At 68.7% G+C, this 15,838-nt stretch carries 19 protein-coding genes; 9 read left to right on the top strand and 10 right to left on the bottom strand.

Going from position 1 to position 15,838, the window contains the following annotated elements; genetic code table 11:
- The first annotated feature begins 21 nt into the window (after window positions 1-21).
- The 3 genes from Q5696_RS17930 (at window position 22) to Q5696_RS17920 (ending at window position 1,582) form a co-directional block, all read left to right on the top strand.
- The gene (locus Q5696_RS17930) at window positions 22-624 is read left to right on the top strand and encodes a hypothetical protein (protein WP_305092605.1); all 603 of its coding nucleotides are present in this window, start codon (window positions 22-24) and stop codon (window positions 622-624) included.
- Between the two features lie 171 nt (window positions 625-795).
- Window positions 796-1,152 carry a GNAT family N-acetyltransferase gene (locus tag Q5696_RS17925; protein WP_305092604.1) on the top strand — a complete coding sequence of 119 codons (357 nt, stop codon included), beginning with the start codon at window positions 796-798 and terminating at the stop codon, window positions 1,150-1,152.
- Between the two features lie 85 nt (window positions 1,153-1,237).
- A complete protein-coding gene (locus Q5696_RS17920) occupies window positions 1,238-1,582 on the top strand; it encodes a GNAT family N-acetyltransferase (RefSeq protein WP_305092603.1) in 345 nt (114 codons plus the stop codon).
- A gap of 6 nt (window positions 1,583-1,588) precedes the next feature.
- Here the strand turns inward: Q5696_RS17920 and Q5696_RS17915 are convergent, their stop codons facing one another.
- The 3 genes from Q5696_RS17915 to Q5696_RS17905 are packed head-to-tail and all read right to left on the bottom strand — an operon-like array spanning window position 1,589 to window position 3,279.
- Window positions 1,589-2,389, bottom strand: a complete 801-nt coding sequence (locus Q5696_RS17915) for an exodeoxyribonuclease III (protein WP_305092602.1) — start codon at window positions 2,387-2,389, stop codon at window positions 1,589-1,591.
- Window positions 2,390-2,403: 14 nt separating this feature from the next.
- Entirely contained in the window at window positions 2,404-2,634 is a 231-nt protein-coding gene (locus Q5696_RS17910; protein WP_305092601.1) for a putative acetyltransferase, read from the bottom strand.
- Between the two features lie 30 nt (window positions 2,635-2,664).
- On the bottom strand, window positions 2,665-3,279 hold the full coding sequence (locus tag Q5696_RS17905) for a peptide deformylase (protein ID WP_305092600.1): 615 nt from the start codon (window positions 3,277-3,279) through the stop codon (window positions 2,665-2,667).
- Window positions 3,280-3,422: 143 nt separating this feature from the next.
- On the opposite strand from Q5696_RS17905, the gene napA reads away from it, so the two are divergent.
- From napA to Q5696_RS17880, 5 genes are all read left to right on the top strand, one after another.
- Window positions 3,423-3,749 (top strand): nucleoid-associated protein NapA, encoded by a 327-nt coding sequence (gene napA, locus Q5696_RS17900; RefSeq protein ID WP_305092599.1) that lies wholly within the window; start codon window positions 3,423-3,425, stop codon window positions 3,747-3,749.
- Window positions 3,750-3,833: 84 nt separating this feature from the next.
- Window positions 3,834-4,427, top strand: coding sequence for a LytR C-terminal domain-containing protein (locus Q5696_RS17895; protein ID WP_305092598.1), 594 nt, complete (start codon window positions 3,834-3,836; stop codon window positions 4,425-4,427).
- Between the two features lie 62 nt (window positions 4,428-4,489).
- Complete coding sequence (gene sodC, locus Q5696_RS17890; RefSeq protein WP_305092597.1) at window positions 4,490-5,173, top strand: superoxide dismutase[Cu-Zn]; 684 nt, start codon at window positions 4,490-4,492, stop codon at window positions 5,171-5,173.
- A gap of 133 nt (window positions 5,174-5,306) precedes the next feature.
- The gene (locus Q5696_RS17885; protein WP_305092596.1) at window positions 5,307-6,425 is read left to right on the top strand and encodes a glutamate--cysteine ligase; all 1,119 of its coding nucleotides are present in this window, start codon (window positions 5,307-5,309) and stop codon (window positions 6,423-6,425) included.
- Window positions 6,426-6,449: 24 nt separating this feature from the next.
- Window positions 6,450-7,769, top strand: a complete 1,320-nt coding sequence (locus tag Q5696_RS17880; protein ID WP_305092595.1) for a phosphatase PAP2 family protein — start codon at window positions 6,450-6,452, stop codon at window positions 7,767-7,769.
- On the opposite strand, the gene mnhG is transcribed toward Q5696_RS17880, so the two are convergent.
- From mnhG to Q5696_RS17850, 6 genes are read right to left on the bottom strand one after another with little or no spacing between them, the layout of a single operon-like run.
- On the bottom strand, window positions 7,729-8,070 hold the full coding sequence (mnhG, locus tag Q5696_RS17875) for a monovalent cation/H(+) antiporter subunit G (RefSeq protein WP_305092594.1): 342 nt from the start codon (window positions 8,068-8,070) through the stop codon (window positions 7,729-7,731). The two genes, Q5696_RS17880 and mnhG, sit on opposite strands and share 41 nt — an antisense overlap.
- The gene (locus tag Q5696_RS17870) at window positions 8,067-8,327 is read right to left on the bottom strand and encodes a monovalent cation/H+ antiporter complex subunit F (protein WP_305092593.1); all 261 of its coding nucleotides are present in this window, start codon (window positions 8,325-8,327) and stop codon (window positions 8,067-8,069) included. The genes mnhG and Q5696_RS17870 overlap by 4 nt, the downstream gene beginning before the upstream one ends.
- On the bottom strand, window positions 8,324-8,896 hold the full coding sequence (locus Q5696_RS17865) for a Na+/H+ antiporter subunit E (RefSeq protein ID WP_305092592.1): 573 nt from the start codon (window positions 8,894-8,896) through the stop codon (window positions 8,324-8,326). The genes Q5696_RS17870 and Q5696_RS17865 overlap by 4 nt, the downstream gene beginning before the upstream one ends.
- Complete coding sequence (locus tag Q5696_RS17860) at window positions 8,893-10,494, bottom strand: Na+/H+ antiporter subunit D (RefSeq protein WP_305092591.1); 1,602 nt, start codon at window positions 10,492-10,494, stop codon at window positions 8,893-8,895. The genes Q5696_RS17865 and Q5696_RS17860 overlap by 4 nt, the downstream gene beginning before the upstream one ends.
- Complete coding sequence (locus Q5696_RS17855) at window positions 10,491-11,042, bottom strand: Na(+)/H(+) antiporter subunit C (protein ID WP_305095363.1); 552 nt, start codon at window positions 11,040-11,042, stop codon at window positions 10,491-10,493. The genes Q5696_RS17860 and Q5696_RS17855 overlap by 4 nt, the downstream gene beginning before the upstream one ends.
- Window positions 11,042-13,876 (bottom strand): Na+/H+ antiporter subunit A, encoded by a 2,835-nt coding sequence (locus Q5696_RS17850; RefSeq protein ID WP_305092590.1) that lies wholly within the window; start codon window positions 13,874-13,876, stop codon window positions 11,042-11,044. Before Q5696_RS17850 ends, Q5696_RS17855 begins: the two co-directional genes overlap by 1 nt.
- A 219-nt stretch (window positions 13,877-14,095) precedes the next feature.
- On the opposite strand from Q5696_RS17850, the gene Q5696_RS17845 reads away from it, so the two are divergent.
- Window positions 14,096-14,518 (top strand): NUDIX hydrolase, encoded by a 423-nt coding sequence (locus Q5696_RS17845; protein ID WP_305092589.1) that lies wholly within the window; start codon window positions 14,096-14,098, stop codon window positions 14,516-14,518.
- On the opposite strand, the gene Q5696_RS17840 is transcribed toward Q5696_RS17845, so the two are convergent.
- Window positions 14,471-15,832, bottom strand: a complete 1,362-nt coding sequence (locus tag Q5696_RS17840; RefSeq protein WP_305092588.1) for a hypothetical protein — start codon at window positions 15,830-15,832, stop codon at window positions 14,471-14,473. The genes Q5696_RS17845 and Q5696_RS17840 overlap by 48 nt on opposite strands.
- Window positions 15,833-15,838: the final 6 nt, after the last annotated feature.

The following is a 15,838-nucleotide window of genomic DNA, read 5'->3' as shown; positions in this document are numbered from 1 at the left end:
ACCTCCCGCAAGGAGAAGTAGATGACACCGAAGGTTTTCAATCGTAGTAGCGCGGTTCTGGCTGTCGCTGCCGCCGCGACGTTGGTGGCTGCGGGGACGGTGTCCGCGTCGACGACGATCACTCCCGCGAACACGCCGGTCACCGCGACGAGCAACGATCTCCGGATCCTCACCCCGGGGTACACCATGCGCTGCACGAATGTGTCCGGTACCGGAACCACCCCGGCAGCACCCGGCAACGTCAACCCGTCCACGGGCGGGATCGACATCGACATCACCAGTGTGAGCATGTCGGGGTGCAAGCTGAACGGCCAGACGGCAACTGTCGCCGCCGCCGGAACCTGGAAGCTGAAGGTCGACAACGACGGTGCATCCCCGCAGGGCTCTCTGATCATCCCCGTAGGTGGAGCGGTGGTCACGGTGCCGTCCAGTGGCTGCTCGATCACGGTGGGCGCGAGCACCATCGGGCCGCTGCCGTACACGAAGCCGTCGGTAACCGCCTCGAACTCCGGAACCGTCAACTTCGATTCCACCGGCGGCGGTGTGTGCCCGCCGGCAGGTGCCGGCACCGCCAATCTGACAGGCATGCTGACCTTCTCGCCGGGAGTCGATGTCACTCCGTGACCGTGTTCGGACCTCGACCGTCCCGGCGCCCTGCTGGTGGGTGCCGGGACGGTCGAGGTATGGGGTTCGGGCCGGACCGATTCGGTCAAGTGCCTGACAGTTCGACGTCACGCCTGTATAAATAGTGATGTGGATCACACTGCTGCATCGACTGTGCCTCGAGGAGGTGTCGTGTTCGCCGATACGCCCCGTGCCGACGTCACCGACAACACGGACCAGAACCGCTTCGAACTGCGGCTCAACGGGGACCTGGTGGGAATCGTCGGCTACTACGACACCACGCTCGTCGGCCGACGCGGCACAGGCGCCGGCACCCCGATCGTCTCGTTCATGCACACCGTCGTCGTCGAAGACTTCGGGCACCGCGGACTCGCGGCCGTCATGGTGCGCGACGCCCTCGACCGTGCCCGTGGTTACGGCTGGCGAGTGCGCCCCGTGTGCACGTACGTGCAACGCTTCGTCGACGCCCACCCCGAATACCGCGACCTCATGGCGCCACTCGACGACACCGCCGCATCCCGCAACTGACGACCCCCGTCACGAGGTCGCGGATCGGCAACGAACCGTCCCACCCGTACCGAAACGGACCCGCCGCGGCGAGTCCACCTGTTTCATGGGACGCGTGAACACCGGAACGACACACAGTGCCGCACACCCGGTCACCGACGACGCCGTGCGGGTCGTCGACAACCCGGACCACGAACGCTACGAGCTGTGGGTGGGCGACGACCTCGTCGGCCTCCTCGGCTACCGCCGTGACACGGCAGGCGGCGTGCTCACACTGCTGCACACCGTGATCGACGAAGATCGCGGCGGCTGCGGCTGGGCGGCGGTCCTCGTCGGCGCCGTCCTCGACCGGGCCCGCGGCGAAGGCGTCCGCATCAGACCCGTCTGCACCTACGTCGTCCGCTACCTGGGCCTGCACCCCGAATGCGGTGACCTCCTCGTGGTCGGGTGACCACCGTCAGGCCAGATCCACCACCACCGGCGCATGATCACTCGCGCCCTTGCCCTTACGCTCGTCCCGATCGATGTGCGCGGCCGTCACCCGATCCGCGAACGCCGGCGACCCCAACACATAGTCGATCCGCATGCCCTGCTTCTTCGGGAACCGCAACTGCGTGTAGTCCCAGTACGTGTACACCCCCGGACCCGGCGCGTGCGGACGCACCACATCCGCGAACCCCGCCGCCGCGAACGCGTCGAACGCATCCCGCTCCGGCTGCGACGTGTGCGTCTTGCCCTCGAAGAACGACGGATCCCACACGTCCTCGTCCGTCGGCGCCACATTCCAGTCGCCCACCAGCGCGATCTGCGCGTTCGGATCCGCCGCCAGCCACCCCTGCGCATCCGCCCGCAGCTTCGCCAGCCACTCCAGCTTGTACGTGTAGTGCGGATCGGCGAGCTCCCGGCCGTTCGGCACGTACAGGCTCCACACCCGCACCCCACCGACCGTCGCCCCGATCGCCCGCGCCTCCCGCGCCTGCTCGACCTCCGGATCCTTGTGGAAACCGGGCTGATCCGCGAACCCCACCTGCACGTCCTCGAGGCCGATCCGCGACGCGATCGCCACCCCGTTCCACTGGCTCAGGCCGACGTGCGCCACCTCGTACCCGGCCTCGGTGAACCGCTCGTACGGGAACTGCTCGTCCTTGCACTTGGTTTCCTGCATCGCCAGCACATCGGTGCCGGTGCGGGACAACCAGTCCACGATCCGGTCGGTACGGGCACGGACCGAGTTCACATTCCACGTCGCGAGTCGCACATCCGAGACACTAGTCAGTCACTCCGACGGGCGGGACCCCGGTGCTCGGGCCGCGGACCCAACGCCTTCATCCGCAGCACCGCGTCACGGTCGATCTCCACCACCCGGCCGTCGGCGGTGCGCACCACCACCGACGGCTCGAGCTGCTCGAGCGTGCCGATCACATCGGTCAACGGATGCGACGCCCCCGCCGGCAGGCGATACCGCACCACCACCCGGCCCCCGAGCGTCGGCTGCGTCGTCATCCCGTCGCTACCCGTCGTCGGTCCTCGTCGTCAGTCTTCGTCGTCCTCGTCGTCGTGGCCGAACGGATCGTCGACCGTGCCCGGCGTCCAGCTCAGGTTCGGCACACCCCAGCCCTCCCGCTTGATCGTCTTCTTCGCCGCGCGCTTGTTGCGGCCGATCAGCACGTCCACGTACAGGAAGCCGTCCAGATGCCCCGTCTCGTGCTGCAGCATCCGCGCGAAGAACCCGCGACCCTCGATCTCGACCGGATCACCGTTCTCGTCGGTGCCGGTCACCTTCGCCCAGTCGGCGCGGCCCGTCGGGAACTGCTCACCGGGCACCGACAGGCAGCCCTCGACATCGTCCTCGTCCGGCATGGTCTCCGGGATCTCCGACGTCTCCAGCACCGGATTGACCACGCAGCCGCGGCGCATCACCGGCTTCCCCGACGCGTCCTTGCCGGCCTCGTAGTCGGGGCAGTCGTACACGAACAGCCGCTTGGCGACACCCACCTGGTTCGCCGCCAGACCGACACCGTTCGCGGCGTCCATCGTCTCGTACATGTCGCGGATCAGCTCCGCGAGCTCGGCGGGGGACTCGGTCACGGGCTCGGTCGGCTCGTGCAGGACGGGGTCACCGACGATCCGGATCGGAAGAATGGCCATGGTCGTCAAGGATAATGGGCGCGACACCGGCGTCGCGTCCCGCCGGACGTCGGACCCCCGTGATTCAATGACCAGCAAGAACAACGGTGCAATTCGTCTTCGGGACATACTGGATTTCCCGGGTCCGGCAGTCGAGGAGTGAGATGGACGGCGCAACAGCGCGCAACCAGCCGCAGCAACCCGACAACGAGTCGGGGGACGAACGCGAAACAGACGGCCTCACCCGCCGGGACCACGAGATCCTCGCGTTCGAACGTCAGTGGTGGAAGTACGCCGGCGCCAAGGAAGAGGCCATCAAGGACCGCTTCTCGCTGTCCGCCACCCGCTACTACCAACTCCTCAACGCGCTCGTCGACCGCCCCGAGGCGCTCGCCGCCGACCCCATGCTGGTCAAACGCCTGCAGCGGCTGCGGGACAGTCGGAAGAAGGCACGTGCCGCACGTCGCCTCGGCTTCGAGCGCCCCGTCTGAGTCAGCACCTCCGCCGTTCCCCAGCACCGGCCGCCGTCCCCTCCTCGAAGGAACCGTCGGACGCGCCGATTAAGGTCGTGACCCGTGAGCACCCCGAACCCCGAGTCGTCGGGCCCCCCGCTGCGCGCGATCGCGATGGTGCTGATCGCCCTCGCGATCCTCTTCGCCGGACTGGGCGCCGCCTCCCTCGGCGGCTCGGATTCCGGCGAGCCGGAACCGGTCGCCGCACCCACCACCACCTCCGCACCCACCACCACCTCCGCACCCACCACCGTCGCCCCCACGACAACCGCCGCGCCCACCACCACCGGTGCCGCCGCACCGTCGTCCACGACGGCAGCAGCGGCAACCACCACGACCACAGGGGCCGCCTCGAGCTCCGCGGTCGCCACGGCGGGCGACAAGGCCGTGCCCGTCCGAGTGTTCAACAACAGCACCGTCTCCGGTCTCGCCGCACAGACCGCGGACACCCTCACCTCGAGCGGCTGGAACGTCTCCGAGACCGGCAACTACAGCTACGGACTCATCCAGAACACCACCGTCTACTACGGCAACAGTGCCTCCGAGAAGCAGGCCGCCGAGGACATCGCAGCGCAGCTGGGCGTCAAGGCCGAACCACGGTTCGCCGGGATCGCCAGCGCATCACCCGGCGTGATCGTGATCGTCACCTCCGGGTAGACCGACCGGACCTGCTGGTTATGATCGTCGGCAGATTTCAACCACCTCGAAGGAGCGGTTCGATGGCCTCGCAATTCACTCGTCGCAAGTCCTGGCGCGTCGTGACCCCGTTGGTCGCGATCGCGGCACTGGGGCTGACCGCGTGCTCGAACAACGAGGAGCCCAGCGACATCCCGGGCACCACCCCGCCGGTGTGGACCGGTGCCCCCGCCCCCACGGACGAGCACACCGAGGCCGGCTCCCCCGAAGCAACCGGCGAGGCCCTGTCGGTGCAGTTGAAGGACGCCAAGGGCAGCCAGGTCGGCACCGCGACCATCGCCGAGGCCGGCGACCACGTCAAGGTCACCGTCAACGCGCAGGGCCTCGAGCCCGGCTTCCACGGCCTGCACATCCACTCGGTCGGCAAGTGCGAGCCCAACTCCGTCGCACCCACCGGCGGCGAACCCGGCAACTTCCTGTCCGCCGGCGGCCACTTCCAGGTCGAAGGCCACACCGGCCACCCGGCCAGCGGCGACCTCACCTCCCTCGAAGTGCGCGAAGACGGCATGGGCTACCTCGTCACCACCACCGACGCCTTCACCCTGCAGGACCTGAAGAACGGCGGCAAGGGCACCGCGCTGATGATCCACGCGAACGCCGACAACTTCGGCAACATCCCCAACCGCTACGCACCCGCACCCGACCAGGAGACCATGGCCACCGGCGACGCCGGCGCCCGCGTCGCCTGCGGCGTCATCAAGGGCTGACCACCCCCAGCACCACCCGACGGCGGGGCCACCACGGCCCCGCCGTCCGGCATTTCCGCGCATCCTGCGGGCACTCGGATACCGGCTCGTCGAGCATCCTGCGGGCACTCGGATGCTGTGGTTGGATCGGGCTGTGGGCGTCCCCTTCACAGGTTCACCGCGTCCGACACTCGGTGTGGAATGGGAGATCGCGCTGGTCGACCGGACCACCCGCGACCTCTCCAACACCGCTGCGGCCGTCTTCGACGCCGTCGACGCCGTCGCCGAGAAACCCCGCGTCACCAAGGAACTGCTGCGCAACACCGTCGAATTCGTCACCGGTATCTGCGACACCGTCGGTGAAGCCGTCGACGACCTCGCCGAGACGACGGCGCTCGTGCGGCGCGCCGCGAACCCACTCGGCGTCGACCTCATGTGCGCGGGCACGCACCCGTTCGCGCAGTGGTCGACGCAGCTGCTCACCCGCACCCCGCACTACGACGAACTGATCGAACGCACCCAATGGTGGGGTCGGCAGATGCTCATCTGGGGGGTGCACGTGCACGTCGGGGTCTCCGCGAAGGAGAAAGTGTTCCCGATCATCAACGCACTCCTGCTGAAATATCCTCACCTGCTTGCGCTTTCGGCATCCTCGCCGATGTGGACGGGTGTCGACACCGGCTACGCCAGCAACCGGGCACTCATGTTCCAACAGTTGCCCACCGCCGGCCTGCCGTTCCAGTTCGAGGGCTGGAGCCAGTTCGAAGGCTTCGTCCACGACCAGTTCACCACCGGCGTCATCGAGAACCTCGGCGGTCTGCACTGGGACATCCGGCCCGCACCCCGCTGGGGCACCATCGAGGTGCGGGTGTGCGACGGCATCTCCACCCGCACCGAACTGAGCGCCCTCGTCGCCCTCGTCCACTGCCTGATCGTCGACCTCGACCGCCGGCTCGAAGCCGGGGAGACGCTGCCGTCGATGCCGCCGTGGCACGTACAGGAAAACAAATGGCGCGCAGCACGGTACGGGCTCGACGCCGAAGTGATCCTCGGCGCCGACAACCGGGAACGGCTCGTCACCGACGACCTCGACGACCTGCTCGAGCAACTCGCCCCCACCGCCGTCCGCCTCGGCTGCGCCGACGAACTCGCCCGCGTCGCCGACATTCCGCGACGTGGCGCGTCGTACCAGCGTCAGCGCAAGGTCGCCGCCGCCACCGGAGGCGACGTGCGGGCCGTCGTCGCGTCCCTCGTCGACGAACTCGACACGTAAGACCACATTCACCCGCCGTTTACTATGAACGGCGTGCTGGTGGACGACGGTGCCCGGACGGGGCAGGTACAACTGACTCCGGATATCCGCCGACGGTTGCTCGTCGCCGGTGTCGTCGCGGTGGTCGGAGCCCTCGCCGGACTGCAGATCTTCGCGTCGTCGCGGGGTTTCGAGGGACCGCTGACGAGCCTCCTCGACGATTTTGCCGGCACCCCCAAATCGGCGTCCGTGCCGTGGGCCGGGCTCGCGCTCGCGATGGTGGGGCTCACCAACCGGCAGCGGGTGATCGCCCTGTCGAGTGCCGCCGCGATCGACGTCGTCGTCGCCGCGATCCGGTACCTCGCGGGCGGCCCTCTCACCGTCGGCAACGGCGCCGTGATCGTGCTGACCACGATCGGCGTCTGGGCCGGCTGGAAGTGGTCCGGCGAGCAACGCCGCAACGCGCTCATGGGCGTCGGACTCGGCGCGCTGCTGATCGTCGCCACCAAGTTCGGTGACGTGTGGCTGCACATCACCGTCCTCGCCGGGCCGGAGGTCCTCGACCAGTACGTCCAGCTCGCCGACCACGCCCTCGGCAACCCGTCGTGGGTGATGGGCAACATCGTCGACGCGACCGGGGCCGTCGGCTACGGCGTCCTGCACTGGGTGTACATCGAACTGCCCGTCGCCGCGATCGTCGTGGCGCTGTACCAGCTGCGCAAGGGCTGGCCGTCGCACCACCTGGTCCGCACGTTCCTGCTGATCGGGCTGATCGGGCCGATCTTCTACATCCTGTTCCCGGTGGTGGGCCCCATCTTCGCGTTCGGTGCCGACGGCAACGGCTTCCAGGTGGGCGACTTCTGGCCGTCGGTCGTGCCGTTCGATCCGACGCCGTCACCGATGCCGTTCGACGACGGCACCCCCCGCAACTGCATGCCCAGCCTGCACACGGCGTGGGCACTCGCGATCTTCCTGCACTCCCGGCAGGGACCGCGCTGGCTGCGCTGGGGCGGCACGTTCTGGCTGGTGTGCACACTCGCCGCGACCCTCGGGTTCGGCTACCACTACGGCGTCGACCTCATCGCCGGCGTGGTCCTCACCCTCACCCTCGAATCGGTGCTGCGCGACCCCGAACGCGGGTGGGGGGCGTTCCGGATCCGGCTCGTCGCCGGCGGCGCCCTGCTGCTCGCGGCACTGCTGCTGAGTTACCGCTACCTCGCGGTGCCCATCGCCGAGTATCCGATGGTGTCGGCGCCGCTGCTGCTCGGTGTTCCGGCCCTGTTCGCCTACGCCTACCTGCGCACGTTCCACGGCAGGGCCGGCGCTATCGGAACGTTCCCGGATCCTCGTCGAACTGTTCCATGAGCAGCCCGTCCCGGCCGCGCTGCTCGCGGTAGGCGACCCGGCCGACGCTGTGCGCGATGACCGGTGCCGTGAGCAGCGTGAACAGGCCGACGAGAACGAGCATCCAGATGTCGACGTTGCCGTGCAACCGGATCACCGAACCGACCAGAACCAGAACCAGCCCGATGACCTGGGGCTTACTGGCCGCGTGCATGCGGGAGAGGGTGTCGGGGAAGCGGACGATACCGATCGCGGCGGTCAATGCCAGCAGTGCGCCGACCAGGATGCAGACGGCGGCGACGATGTCGAGGACGGTGTTCACGAGTCGTCACTCACCCGGAATCGGGCGACACTGATCGAGCCGACGTAGCCGACGAGGGCGAGTGCGACGATCGCGGGGACGATCGTGGTGTCCCGCGTGTATGCCGCCCACACCGACAGTCCGCCGATCGCGGTCGCGACGAGCGTGTCCATCGCGACGAGACGGTCGAGACTGCTCGGTCCGGCGAGCAGCCGGTAGGTGGTCAGCAGCGCCGCCGCCACCAGCATCACCCCGGCGATGACCATCACGGCTGTCATGAGGGATCCTCCCTGCCTTGGTCGTGGTACTCGTAGTCGCGCAGATGCCACGGCGCCGGCTGCCAGTCGGAGTCGCGTTCGAACGCCTCGATGAACAGCCGCTCCAGCCGCCGGGTGGTCCGATAGAACTGGTCGACGGCCTTGGTGGTGCCGACATCGAGAACGTGGACGTACACGACGCGCCGGGCCTGATCGACCTCGAGCACCATGGTGCCGGGGATCAGGTTGAGCAGGTCGATGCACAGCGTCAGCACGAGATCCGATTTGATACCGAGCTTGCAGCGCAGCACGCCGGTGATGGGGGGCGGTCCGGGCCGGAGCGCGAGCCAGGCGACCTGCGCGCTCGACTGGGCGGCGTACACGATGCCCATCCCGATCAGCTTCAGCATCGACCACAGGTGCACCCGCCCCTCGACGGGAACGCGGGGCAGCGGCAGCAGCCACATGATGAGCGCGCCGACAGCGAGACCGCCGACCAGGTTGGCGATGCTGAACGTGCCCCACAGCAGCGTCCAGACGAGCGCCAGCCACACGAGGATGCCGAAGCGCAGAACGCGTTGCCGGGTCATCGGCCGCCTCCCTCACCGAGAACGGAACTGATGTACACGTCGCGGTTCTGCAGGTCCTTCGCGGCCCGGTCGCTGACCCCGATCATGGGGCCCGCGAACACCGTCAGCGCGAGACCCACCACGACCAGCCCGATGGTCGGCACCAGCATGAACACCGGCATCCGGCCGACGTCCTCCCGGTCGACGAACGCGATGTCCGCCTCGGACTCGTCGATGAGCGCGGACGGGCTCACGTCGGCGAGGTCCCCCTCCGGGGCGTCGGCGCGGGCCCGCCAGAACGCCTTGGTCCACACACGGGCCATGACGTACAGCGTCAGCAGGCTCGTGACGGTGCCGCCGGCGACGAGCATCCACGACAGTACACTCGGATGCGCGACACCGGCCTGCAACAGCGCGATCTTGCCGATGAACCCGGAGAACGGCGGGATGCCACCGAGATTGAGCGCCGGGATCAGGAACACGATCGCGAGCAGCGGGCTGGCCGCGGCGAGACCGCCGAGCCGGCGCAGCGACGACGAGCCGCCCTGCCGTTCCATGAGACCGACCACCAGGAACAGGGTGGTCTGCACGACGATGTGGTGCGCCACGTAGTACACGGCACCCGACAGTCCCGACTGGGTGGACAGCGCGATACCGAAGATCATGTAGCCGATGTGGCTGACCAGGGTGAACGAGAGCAGACGTTTGATGTCGGACTGGGCGATCGCGCCGAGGATGCCGACGAGCATCGTGAGCAGGCCGCACACCATGAGGATGCCGTCGAGCTCGCCCTGCGGGAACAGCAGTGTGTGGGCGCGGATGATCGCGTACACGCCGACCTTGGTGAGCAGGCCCGCGAACACCGCGGTGACCGGGGCCGGGGCGGTCGGGTAGGAGTCGGGCAGCCACGTCGACAGCGGGAACACCGCGGCCTTGATGCCGAACGCCACCAGCAGGACCCCGAAGATCGCCATGCGGGTGCCGACGGGAATGTCGTCGAACCGCAGCGCCATCTGCGCGAGGTTGAGCGTTCCCGTCGCGGCGTACGCGAACGCGATGCCGCACAGGAAGATCAGCGACGACACCATCGACACCATGACGTACGAGACGCCGGCCCGGACCCGGTCGGCGCTCGCCCCCAGCGTCAGCAGCACGAAACTCGCGGCCAGCAGCACCTCGAACCCGACGTACAGGTTGAACAGGTCACCGGCGAGGAACGCGTTGGACACGCCCGCGGTGAGCGCGAGATAGGTGGGCAGAAAGATCGACACCGGCTGTTGCTCGTGGCCGTCGCGGATGCCCTGGCCGATCGAATAGATCATGACGGCGAGCAGCACGATCGCCGACACCAGCAGCATCAGTGCCGACAACCGGTCCACGACGAGGGTGATGCCGATCGGAGTGTCCCAGCCGCCGACCTGGATCGCGGTGGTGCCGTGCCGGTCCGCGAGGTACAGCAGCATCGCGGAGATCGCGGTGACGGCGACCAGCGCGCCCACGGTGATCCACCGCTGGACGGTGGAGCGGCGGCCGACGACGAGGGTGGCGGCCGCGGCGAGCATCGGGATGAGGACCGGCAGCGGCGCCAGGGTCGCAATGAGGTCGGGGGACAGGGTCATCGGTGTCCTCCCACGGATTCCGTGTCGTCGGGGTCGTCCAGATGGTTCTCGGACGCCCGGTAGTCCTCGGGTTCCTCGACGAGTTCGACGGGGATCGGGTTGCCCTCGGCGTCGAAGGCGTCGCCGATCTTCGACGGTGCACCGGTGACCGGGTCGTCGGAGCGGTCGCGGTCCGGCGCGTCCGCGGGGGTGCGCCGCTGGGACACCTTGGTGTCCTCGGGGTCGTCCTCGACCCGGTCCGCGGTGTTGATCTTGTAGGAGCGGTAGGCGAGGGCCAGCACGAACGCGGCGATGCCCATCGTGATGACGATGGCGGTCAGGATCATCGCCTGGGCCAGCGGGTCGGCCATCTCCTCGTGGATCGAGTCGCGTCCGACGATCGGCGGATTCCCGGACCGGCCGCCGACGGTGAGAATGAGCAGGTTGACGGCGTTGCCGATGAGCAGCAGCCCCAGCAGCATGCGGGTGATGCTGCGTTCGATCAGCAGGTACACGCCGGCCGAGGACAGCACACCGATCAGGATCAGCGAGGCGAGGTCGGCGTCCATCACGCGTTCACCTCCTCCTTCGCGTCGAGTCGGGCCCCGAGACTGCGGAGCACGTCGAGCACGAGGCCCACCACGATCAGGTACACCCCCAGGTCGAAGAACAGCGCGGTGACGAGTTTGATGTGCCCGAGCAGCGGCAGGGTCACCTCGAACACCGCCGACGACAGCGGCGGCGCACCCAGCAGCAGCGATGTCACGGCGGTGCCGGCGGCGAGCAGCAGGCCGATGCCGAGGATCTTTCCGGCGTCGATCGGGACGGTTTCGCCGAGCTCGTAGCGGCCGCCGGCGAGGTATCGCAGCACCAGCGCCAGACCGGCCGTCAGGCCGCCCGCGAACCCGCCGCCGGGCGCGTTGTGGCCGGAGAAGAAGAAGTACACCGACAGCACCATCATCGTCGGGAAGATCAGCCGGGTCGTCACCTCGAGGACGAGCGAGCGGTGCCGCGGATCGATGAGGTCACCGCCGCGCAGCCACGTCGTCTCGGTGTTCGACGCGGCCGCGTCCAGCACGATGGACGGGGCGTCGGACACGCGCGGCGCGGTCCCGAACCGGCGGTGCCGGAACACCAGGCTCGCGACACCGGTCGCGGCGACGAGCAGCACCGAGATCTCCCCGAGCGTGTCCCACGCACGGATGTCGACGAGCAGCACATTGACGACGTTGCGGCCGTTGCCGAGCGTGTACGCGGCCTCCGGAAGCTGGAGATGGATCGGTACCGAGTTGCGGGCGTTCATCGCGTATGCGGCGAGCGTCGTGATCGTGGCGCCGACGCCGATCGCGAGCAGCGCCCGCGGCAGCTTGAAGCCGACGGCCTGCCGTTCGTCGATTTCGGCGGGCAGCTTGCGCAGCACCAGCACGAAGATCACCAGGGTCAGTGTCTCGACGAGGAACTGGGTGAGTGCCAGGTCCGGGGCGCCGTGCAGGGCGAAGATGACACCGCAGCCGTAGCCGCTCAGGCCGACGAGAATGACCGCGGCCAGGCGGTTGCGCAGCACCACCGCGGAGAGTGCCGCCGAGATCATCATGATGCCGACGACGAGCTGCAGCGGCGACTCCCACAACCGGATCCGTGCCCACACGTCGGTGTTCAGTGCCAGCAGGATCACCGGCAGCAAGATCAGTGTCGTGAGGATCGTGGACTGCGTCAGCGGCAGCGAACCGCGCTGTGTGAAACCGGTCAGTCGCATCGACAGGGTGTCCATGCCGCGCAGGACGGCGTCGTACACGCGGTCGGCGTTGCCGAGCGGCGGATTCTGGAACCGCACGTGGGTGGCCGCCCACCGGTGCGCGACGAACAGCACGGTGCCGAGTGCGATGACCAGGGCGGTGAGCAGCAGCGGCATGTTGAATCCGTGCCACAGCGCCAGGTGGTAGTCGGGGTGCGGCCCGGCCGGCAGGGTCGTCGTGTACGGCGTCAGGAGCTTCTCGAACTGCGGGGACAGCGGTCCGGCGGCCAGGCCGGCGACCGCGAGCAGCGCGGGCGGTGCCAGGAACAGGGCCGACGGGGCGTGCATGCTGGCGACGGCCGGGCTCGGATGCTTCTGTCGTTTACGCCCGAACGCACCCCACACGAACCGGATGCTGTACGCGAGGGTGAGCACCGAACCGAGCACGATCCCGGCCAGCGTCGCGATGCGCGCCCACGGGTCGAGGACATCGGTGGTGAGGATCGCCTCGAGCGCGGCCTCCTTGCCGACGAACCCGAGGAACGGTGGCAGCCCGGCCATCGACGCGGCCGCGAGGGCCGCGATCACCGCCAGCCACGGGGCGCTCGGACCCAGCCGGGCGAGCTTGCGGATGTCGCGGGTGCCGGTGGTGTGGTCGATGATGCCGACCACCATGAACAGGGCGGCCTTGAACATGGCGTGCGCGACGACCATCGTCATACCGGCGAGAGCGGCGTCGCGGGTGCCGACACCGACGAGGACCGTCAGGAAGCCGAGTTGGCTGACGGTGCCGAACGCGAGCACCAGTTTGAGGTCGAACGACCGTAGCGAGCGCCAGCCGGCGAGCAGCATCGTGATCAGGCCCAACACGATGATCGTGACCCGCCACGGCGGCGAATCCGCGAACCCGGGAGCCAGCCGCGCCACGAGATAGATGCCGGCCTTCACCATCGCGGCCGCGTGCAGGTACCCGCTGACCGGGGTGGGGGCGGCCATCGCACCCGGCAGCCAGAAGTGCAGCGGCACGATCGCGGACTTCGACAGCGCGCCGATCAGCACCAGCACGATCGCGACGCTCGCGAGCCAGCCGTCCGGAGGGTGCGCGACGACGTCGGAGATGTTGTAGCTGCCCACCAGCTGGCCGAGCATGATGATGCCGACCAGCATCGCCAGGCCACCCGCGGTGGTCACGAGCAGCGCCTGCGTCGCCGCGCGCCGACTGGTCGCACGTTCGGCGTAGTGGCCCACGAGCAGGAACGACAGGATCGTCGTCAGTTCCCAGAACGTGTAGAGGATGATCATGTTGTCGCTGGTCACCAGGCCGAACATGGCGCCCGCGAACGCGACCATCTCGGCGGCGAAGATGCCGAGGCGGGGTTCGTCGTCGGTGAAGTAGCGGGCGCAGTAGACCAGGATCAGGGTGCCGACACCCAGGACCAGCACCGACATGATCGCGGCGAGGGAATCGAACCGCATGTCGATGTCCATCGACAGGCCGGGCACCCAGCTGATGTGCAGTTCCCGCTCGACACCCCAGTTGGCGATCACCCAGCCGAGACTCGCGAGCGGCACGAGGGCCAGCGGGAAGAATCCGTTGCGTCCCATTGATCGCACGACGAGTGGAGCCAGAACAGCAGCAAGGGCGTGAGCGATCAATACGACCAGCAAATGGCACTCCGTCGGGTTGTCCGGGCGGCGGGGTGACGAATCGGCGCGAACCGAGAGTCGAGTAGACCGGGCGAACAGGTCGCAAGACGGACTACCGGAGCCATTCTACAAAAGGCACCGACAACACTCACGAGCGGTATGAAACGGGCAAACCGCTCGAATGGGCGGGTGGTGTCTCGAACGGCCGGATGCGTCGGGACCGGGAGTATGTTTCGACGCGTGCCCGACGACGACCTCCCCGTGATCCGCACCGCCGCCCTCGCCCACATCCGCGACCGCCGCCTCCTCCAGGCCCGATCGTCCGGCAAGACCGCCTTCTACATGGCCGGCGGCAAGATCGACCCCGGCGAAACCGCCGAACAAGCCCTGCACCGGGAAATCCGCGAAGAACTCGACACCGGCATCGTCCCCGGCACCCTCCGCGAACTCGGCGTGTTCGAAGCCCCCGCCTTCGGACACCGCCCCGGCACCCGACTCCACATGACGTGCTACCTCGCCGACCTCGTCGACGAACCCCACGCCACCAGCGAAGTCGACGAAATCCGCTACTTCACCGAAGCCGAATACACCGCACTCCCCGAAACCGCCCCCGGCTCACGACTCGTCTTCGCCCGCCTCCGGGAACTCGACCTCGTCGACTGACCGCCGGGGCCGCAACGCGAACCCGCAGAACACGACCACCAGCAGCAGCGCCGCGGCGGCCAGCCGGTCGAAGGTGATGTCGTCCGAGAACGGAACGGACGTGTCGGCAGGTATCTCGAGGGCGGCATAGAGATGGAAAGCAGAGTGGTCCGGCACGAACGCCGTGGAGGTCTCGAACCGTGTCGTGATGTCGACGACCGTCGTGAACACCAGCGACAGCAGTGGTACGACGAGTCCGAGGACCGCGAGGCCGCCGACGTCGGGCAGGGTCGCCCCGAGGGTGAGGCCGATGCCGACGCCGAGGACGGCGAGTTCGACGACCAATAGTCCGACGCCGGTGGACGGTGTCGGGTCGATCAGCGTCCAGAGCGGGATCACCGCGAGCACGGCCGGCCCGACGACGGGCGACGGCAGCCGCGGTGCGGCAAGCATTCCGGCCGTCACCGCTGCGATCCCGACGGCCACCACGGCCCACGCGATCTGCTGCAGCGATTCCTGCCACAGCACGGTCGCGACGAACGGGACGGCGGCGGCGACGGCGGTCGCGGCGAACAGGAACGGTGCGTCGAGGCGTCGGGCCCACAGTTCGGTGAGGACGACGACGAGGACGAGGCTGATGCCGATGACGACCCACAGCCGGAACCGGGAGCCGTCCGGGCTGTCGATCCACGACCCCAGCAGTCGGTGCGCGCCGGCGAGGGTGAGGGCCGCGACCGCGATGGCTCCGGCGACCTCCGCGGGGGTGCGGGAGGGTTCGTCGGACGTCGTGGCGGTGACCGCGCATGCGAGTGCGAGGACGAGGGCGGGCACGAGGATCCACCACGACGGCTCGCCGAGGGTGGAGGTGCTCGGTGACCAGCCGGCGCGGGCGCCGTGCGCGAGAACGAGTGTGGACGCGGACGCGATCACCAGCGCGAGCCGCGGGATCGGGCGGGCCCATGCCGCTGCGACCGTCGCCCCCAACAGGATTCCGGCGGCGATGCACTTGCCGTAGTGCAGGAGCGTCAGCACGTCGACGTCGGCGGCGCCGTGCACCGCGAACCGGATCGCGATCAGCGCGGCGGTCGCGACGGCCGCCGTCACCCACGCCGGCCGGGTGGTGGCGGTGCGCTGCAGTGCCCAGTACGCGAGGACCGCGACGATGGTGCCGATCGCGACGGCCGTCGGGATCGCGCTGAGCCACGACTGCAGCTGCCGGCTGGACGCCGCGAACGCGCCGTACCATTCGGGCGGGCTGATCAGCGCATACGTGCCCAGCGCCCCGGTGAACAGGGCGGCGGCAACGGGCAGCGGGGCGCGGACGTTCGTGGTCACCACCTC

This window comes from Prescottella sp. R16 (genome assembly GCF_030656875.1).
Classification (GTDB): Bacteria; Actinomycetota; Actinomycetes; order Mycobacteriales; family Mycobacteriaceae; genus Prescottella.
The sequence above is the reverse complement of the archived record's forward strand: the minus strand, read 5'-3'. Positions and strand labels throughout refer to the sequence as shown.

Bases quoted from the DNA above. Each gene is read 5' to 3' on its own strand.
- Q5696_RS17930 (WP_305092605.1), top strand. From the start codon at position 22: ATGACACCGAAGGTTTTCAATCGTAGTAGCGCGGTTCTGGCTGTCGCT.
- Q5696_RS17920 (WP_305092603.1), top strand. From the start codon at position 1,238: ATGGGACGCGTGAACACCGGAACGACACACAGTGCCGCACACCCGGTC.
- Q5696_RS17910 (WP_305092601.1), bottom strand. From the start codon at position 2,634: ATGACGACGCAGCCGACGCTCGGGGGCCGGGTGGTGGTGCGGTATCGC.
- Q5696_RS17905 (WP_305092600.1), bottom strand. From the start codon at position 3,279: ATGGCCATTCTTCCGATCCGGATCGTCGGTGACCCCGTCCTGCACGAG.
- napA (WP_305092599.1), top strand. From the start codon at position 3,423: ATGGACGGCGCAACAGCGCGCAACCAGCCGCAGCAACCCGACAACGAG.
- sodC (WP_305092597.1), top strand. From the start codon at position 4,490: ATGGCCTCGCAATTCACTCGTCGCAAGTCCTGGCGCGTCGTGACCCCG.
- Q5696_RS17880 (WP_305092595.1), top strand. From the start codon at position 6,450: ATGAACGGCGTGCTGGTGGACGACGGTGCCCGGACGGGGCAGGTACAA.
- Q5696_RS17870 (WP_305092593.1), bottom strand. From the start codon at position 8,327: ATGACAGCCGTGATGGTCATCGCCGGGGTGATGCTGGTGGCGGCGGCG.
- Q5696_RS17865 (WP_305092592.1), bottom strand. From the start codon at position 8,896: ATGACCCGGCAACGCGTTCTGCGCTTCGGCATCCTCGTGTGGCTGGCG.
- Q5696_RS17860 (WP_305092591.1), bottom strand. From the start codon at position 10,494: ATGACCCTGTCCCCCGACCTCATTGCGACCCTGGCGCCGCTGCCGGTC.
- Q5696_RS17855 (WP_305095363.1), bottom strand. From the start codon at position 11,042: ATGGACGCCGACCTCGCCTCGCTGATCCTGATCGGTGTGCTGTCCTCG.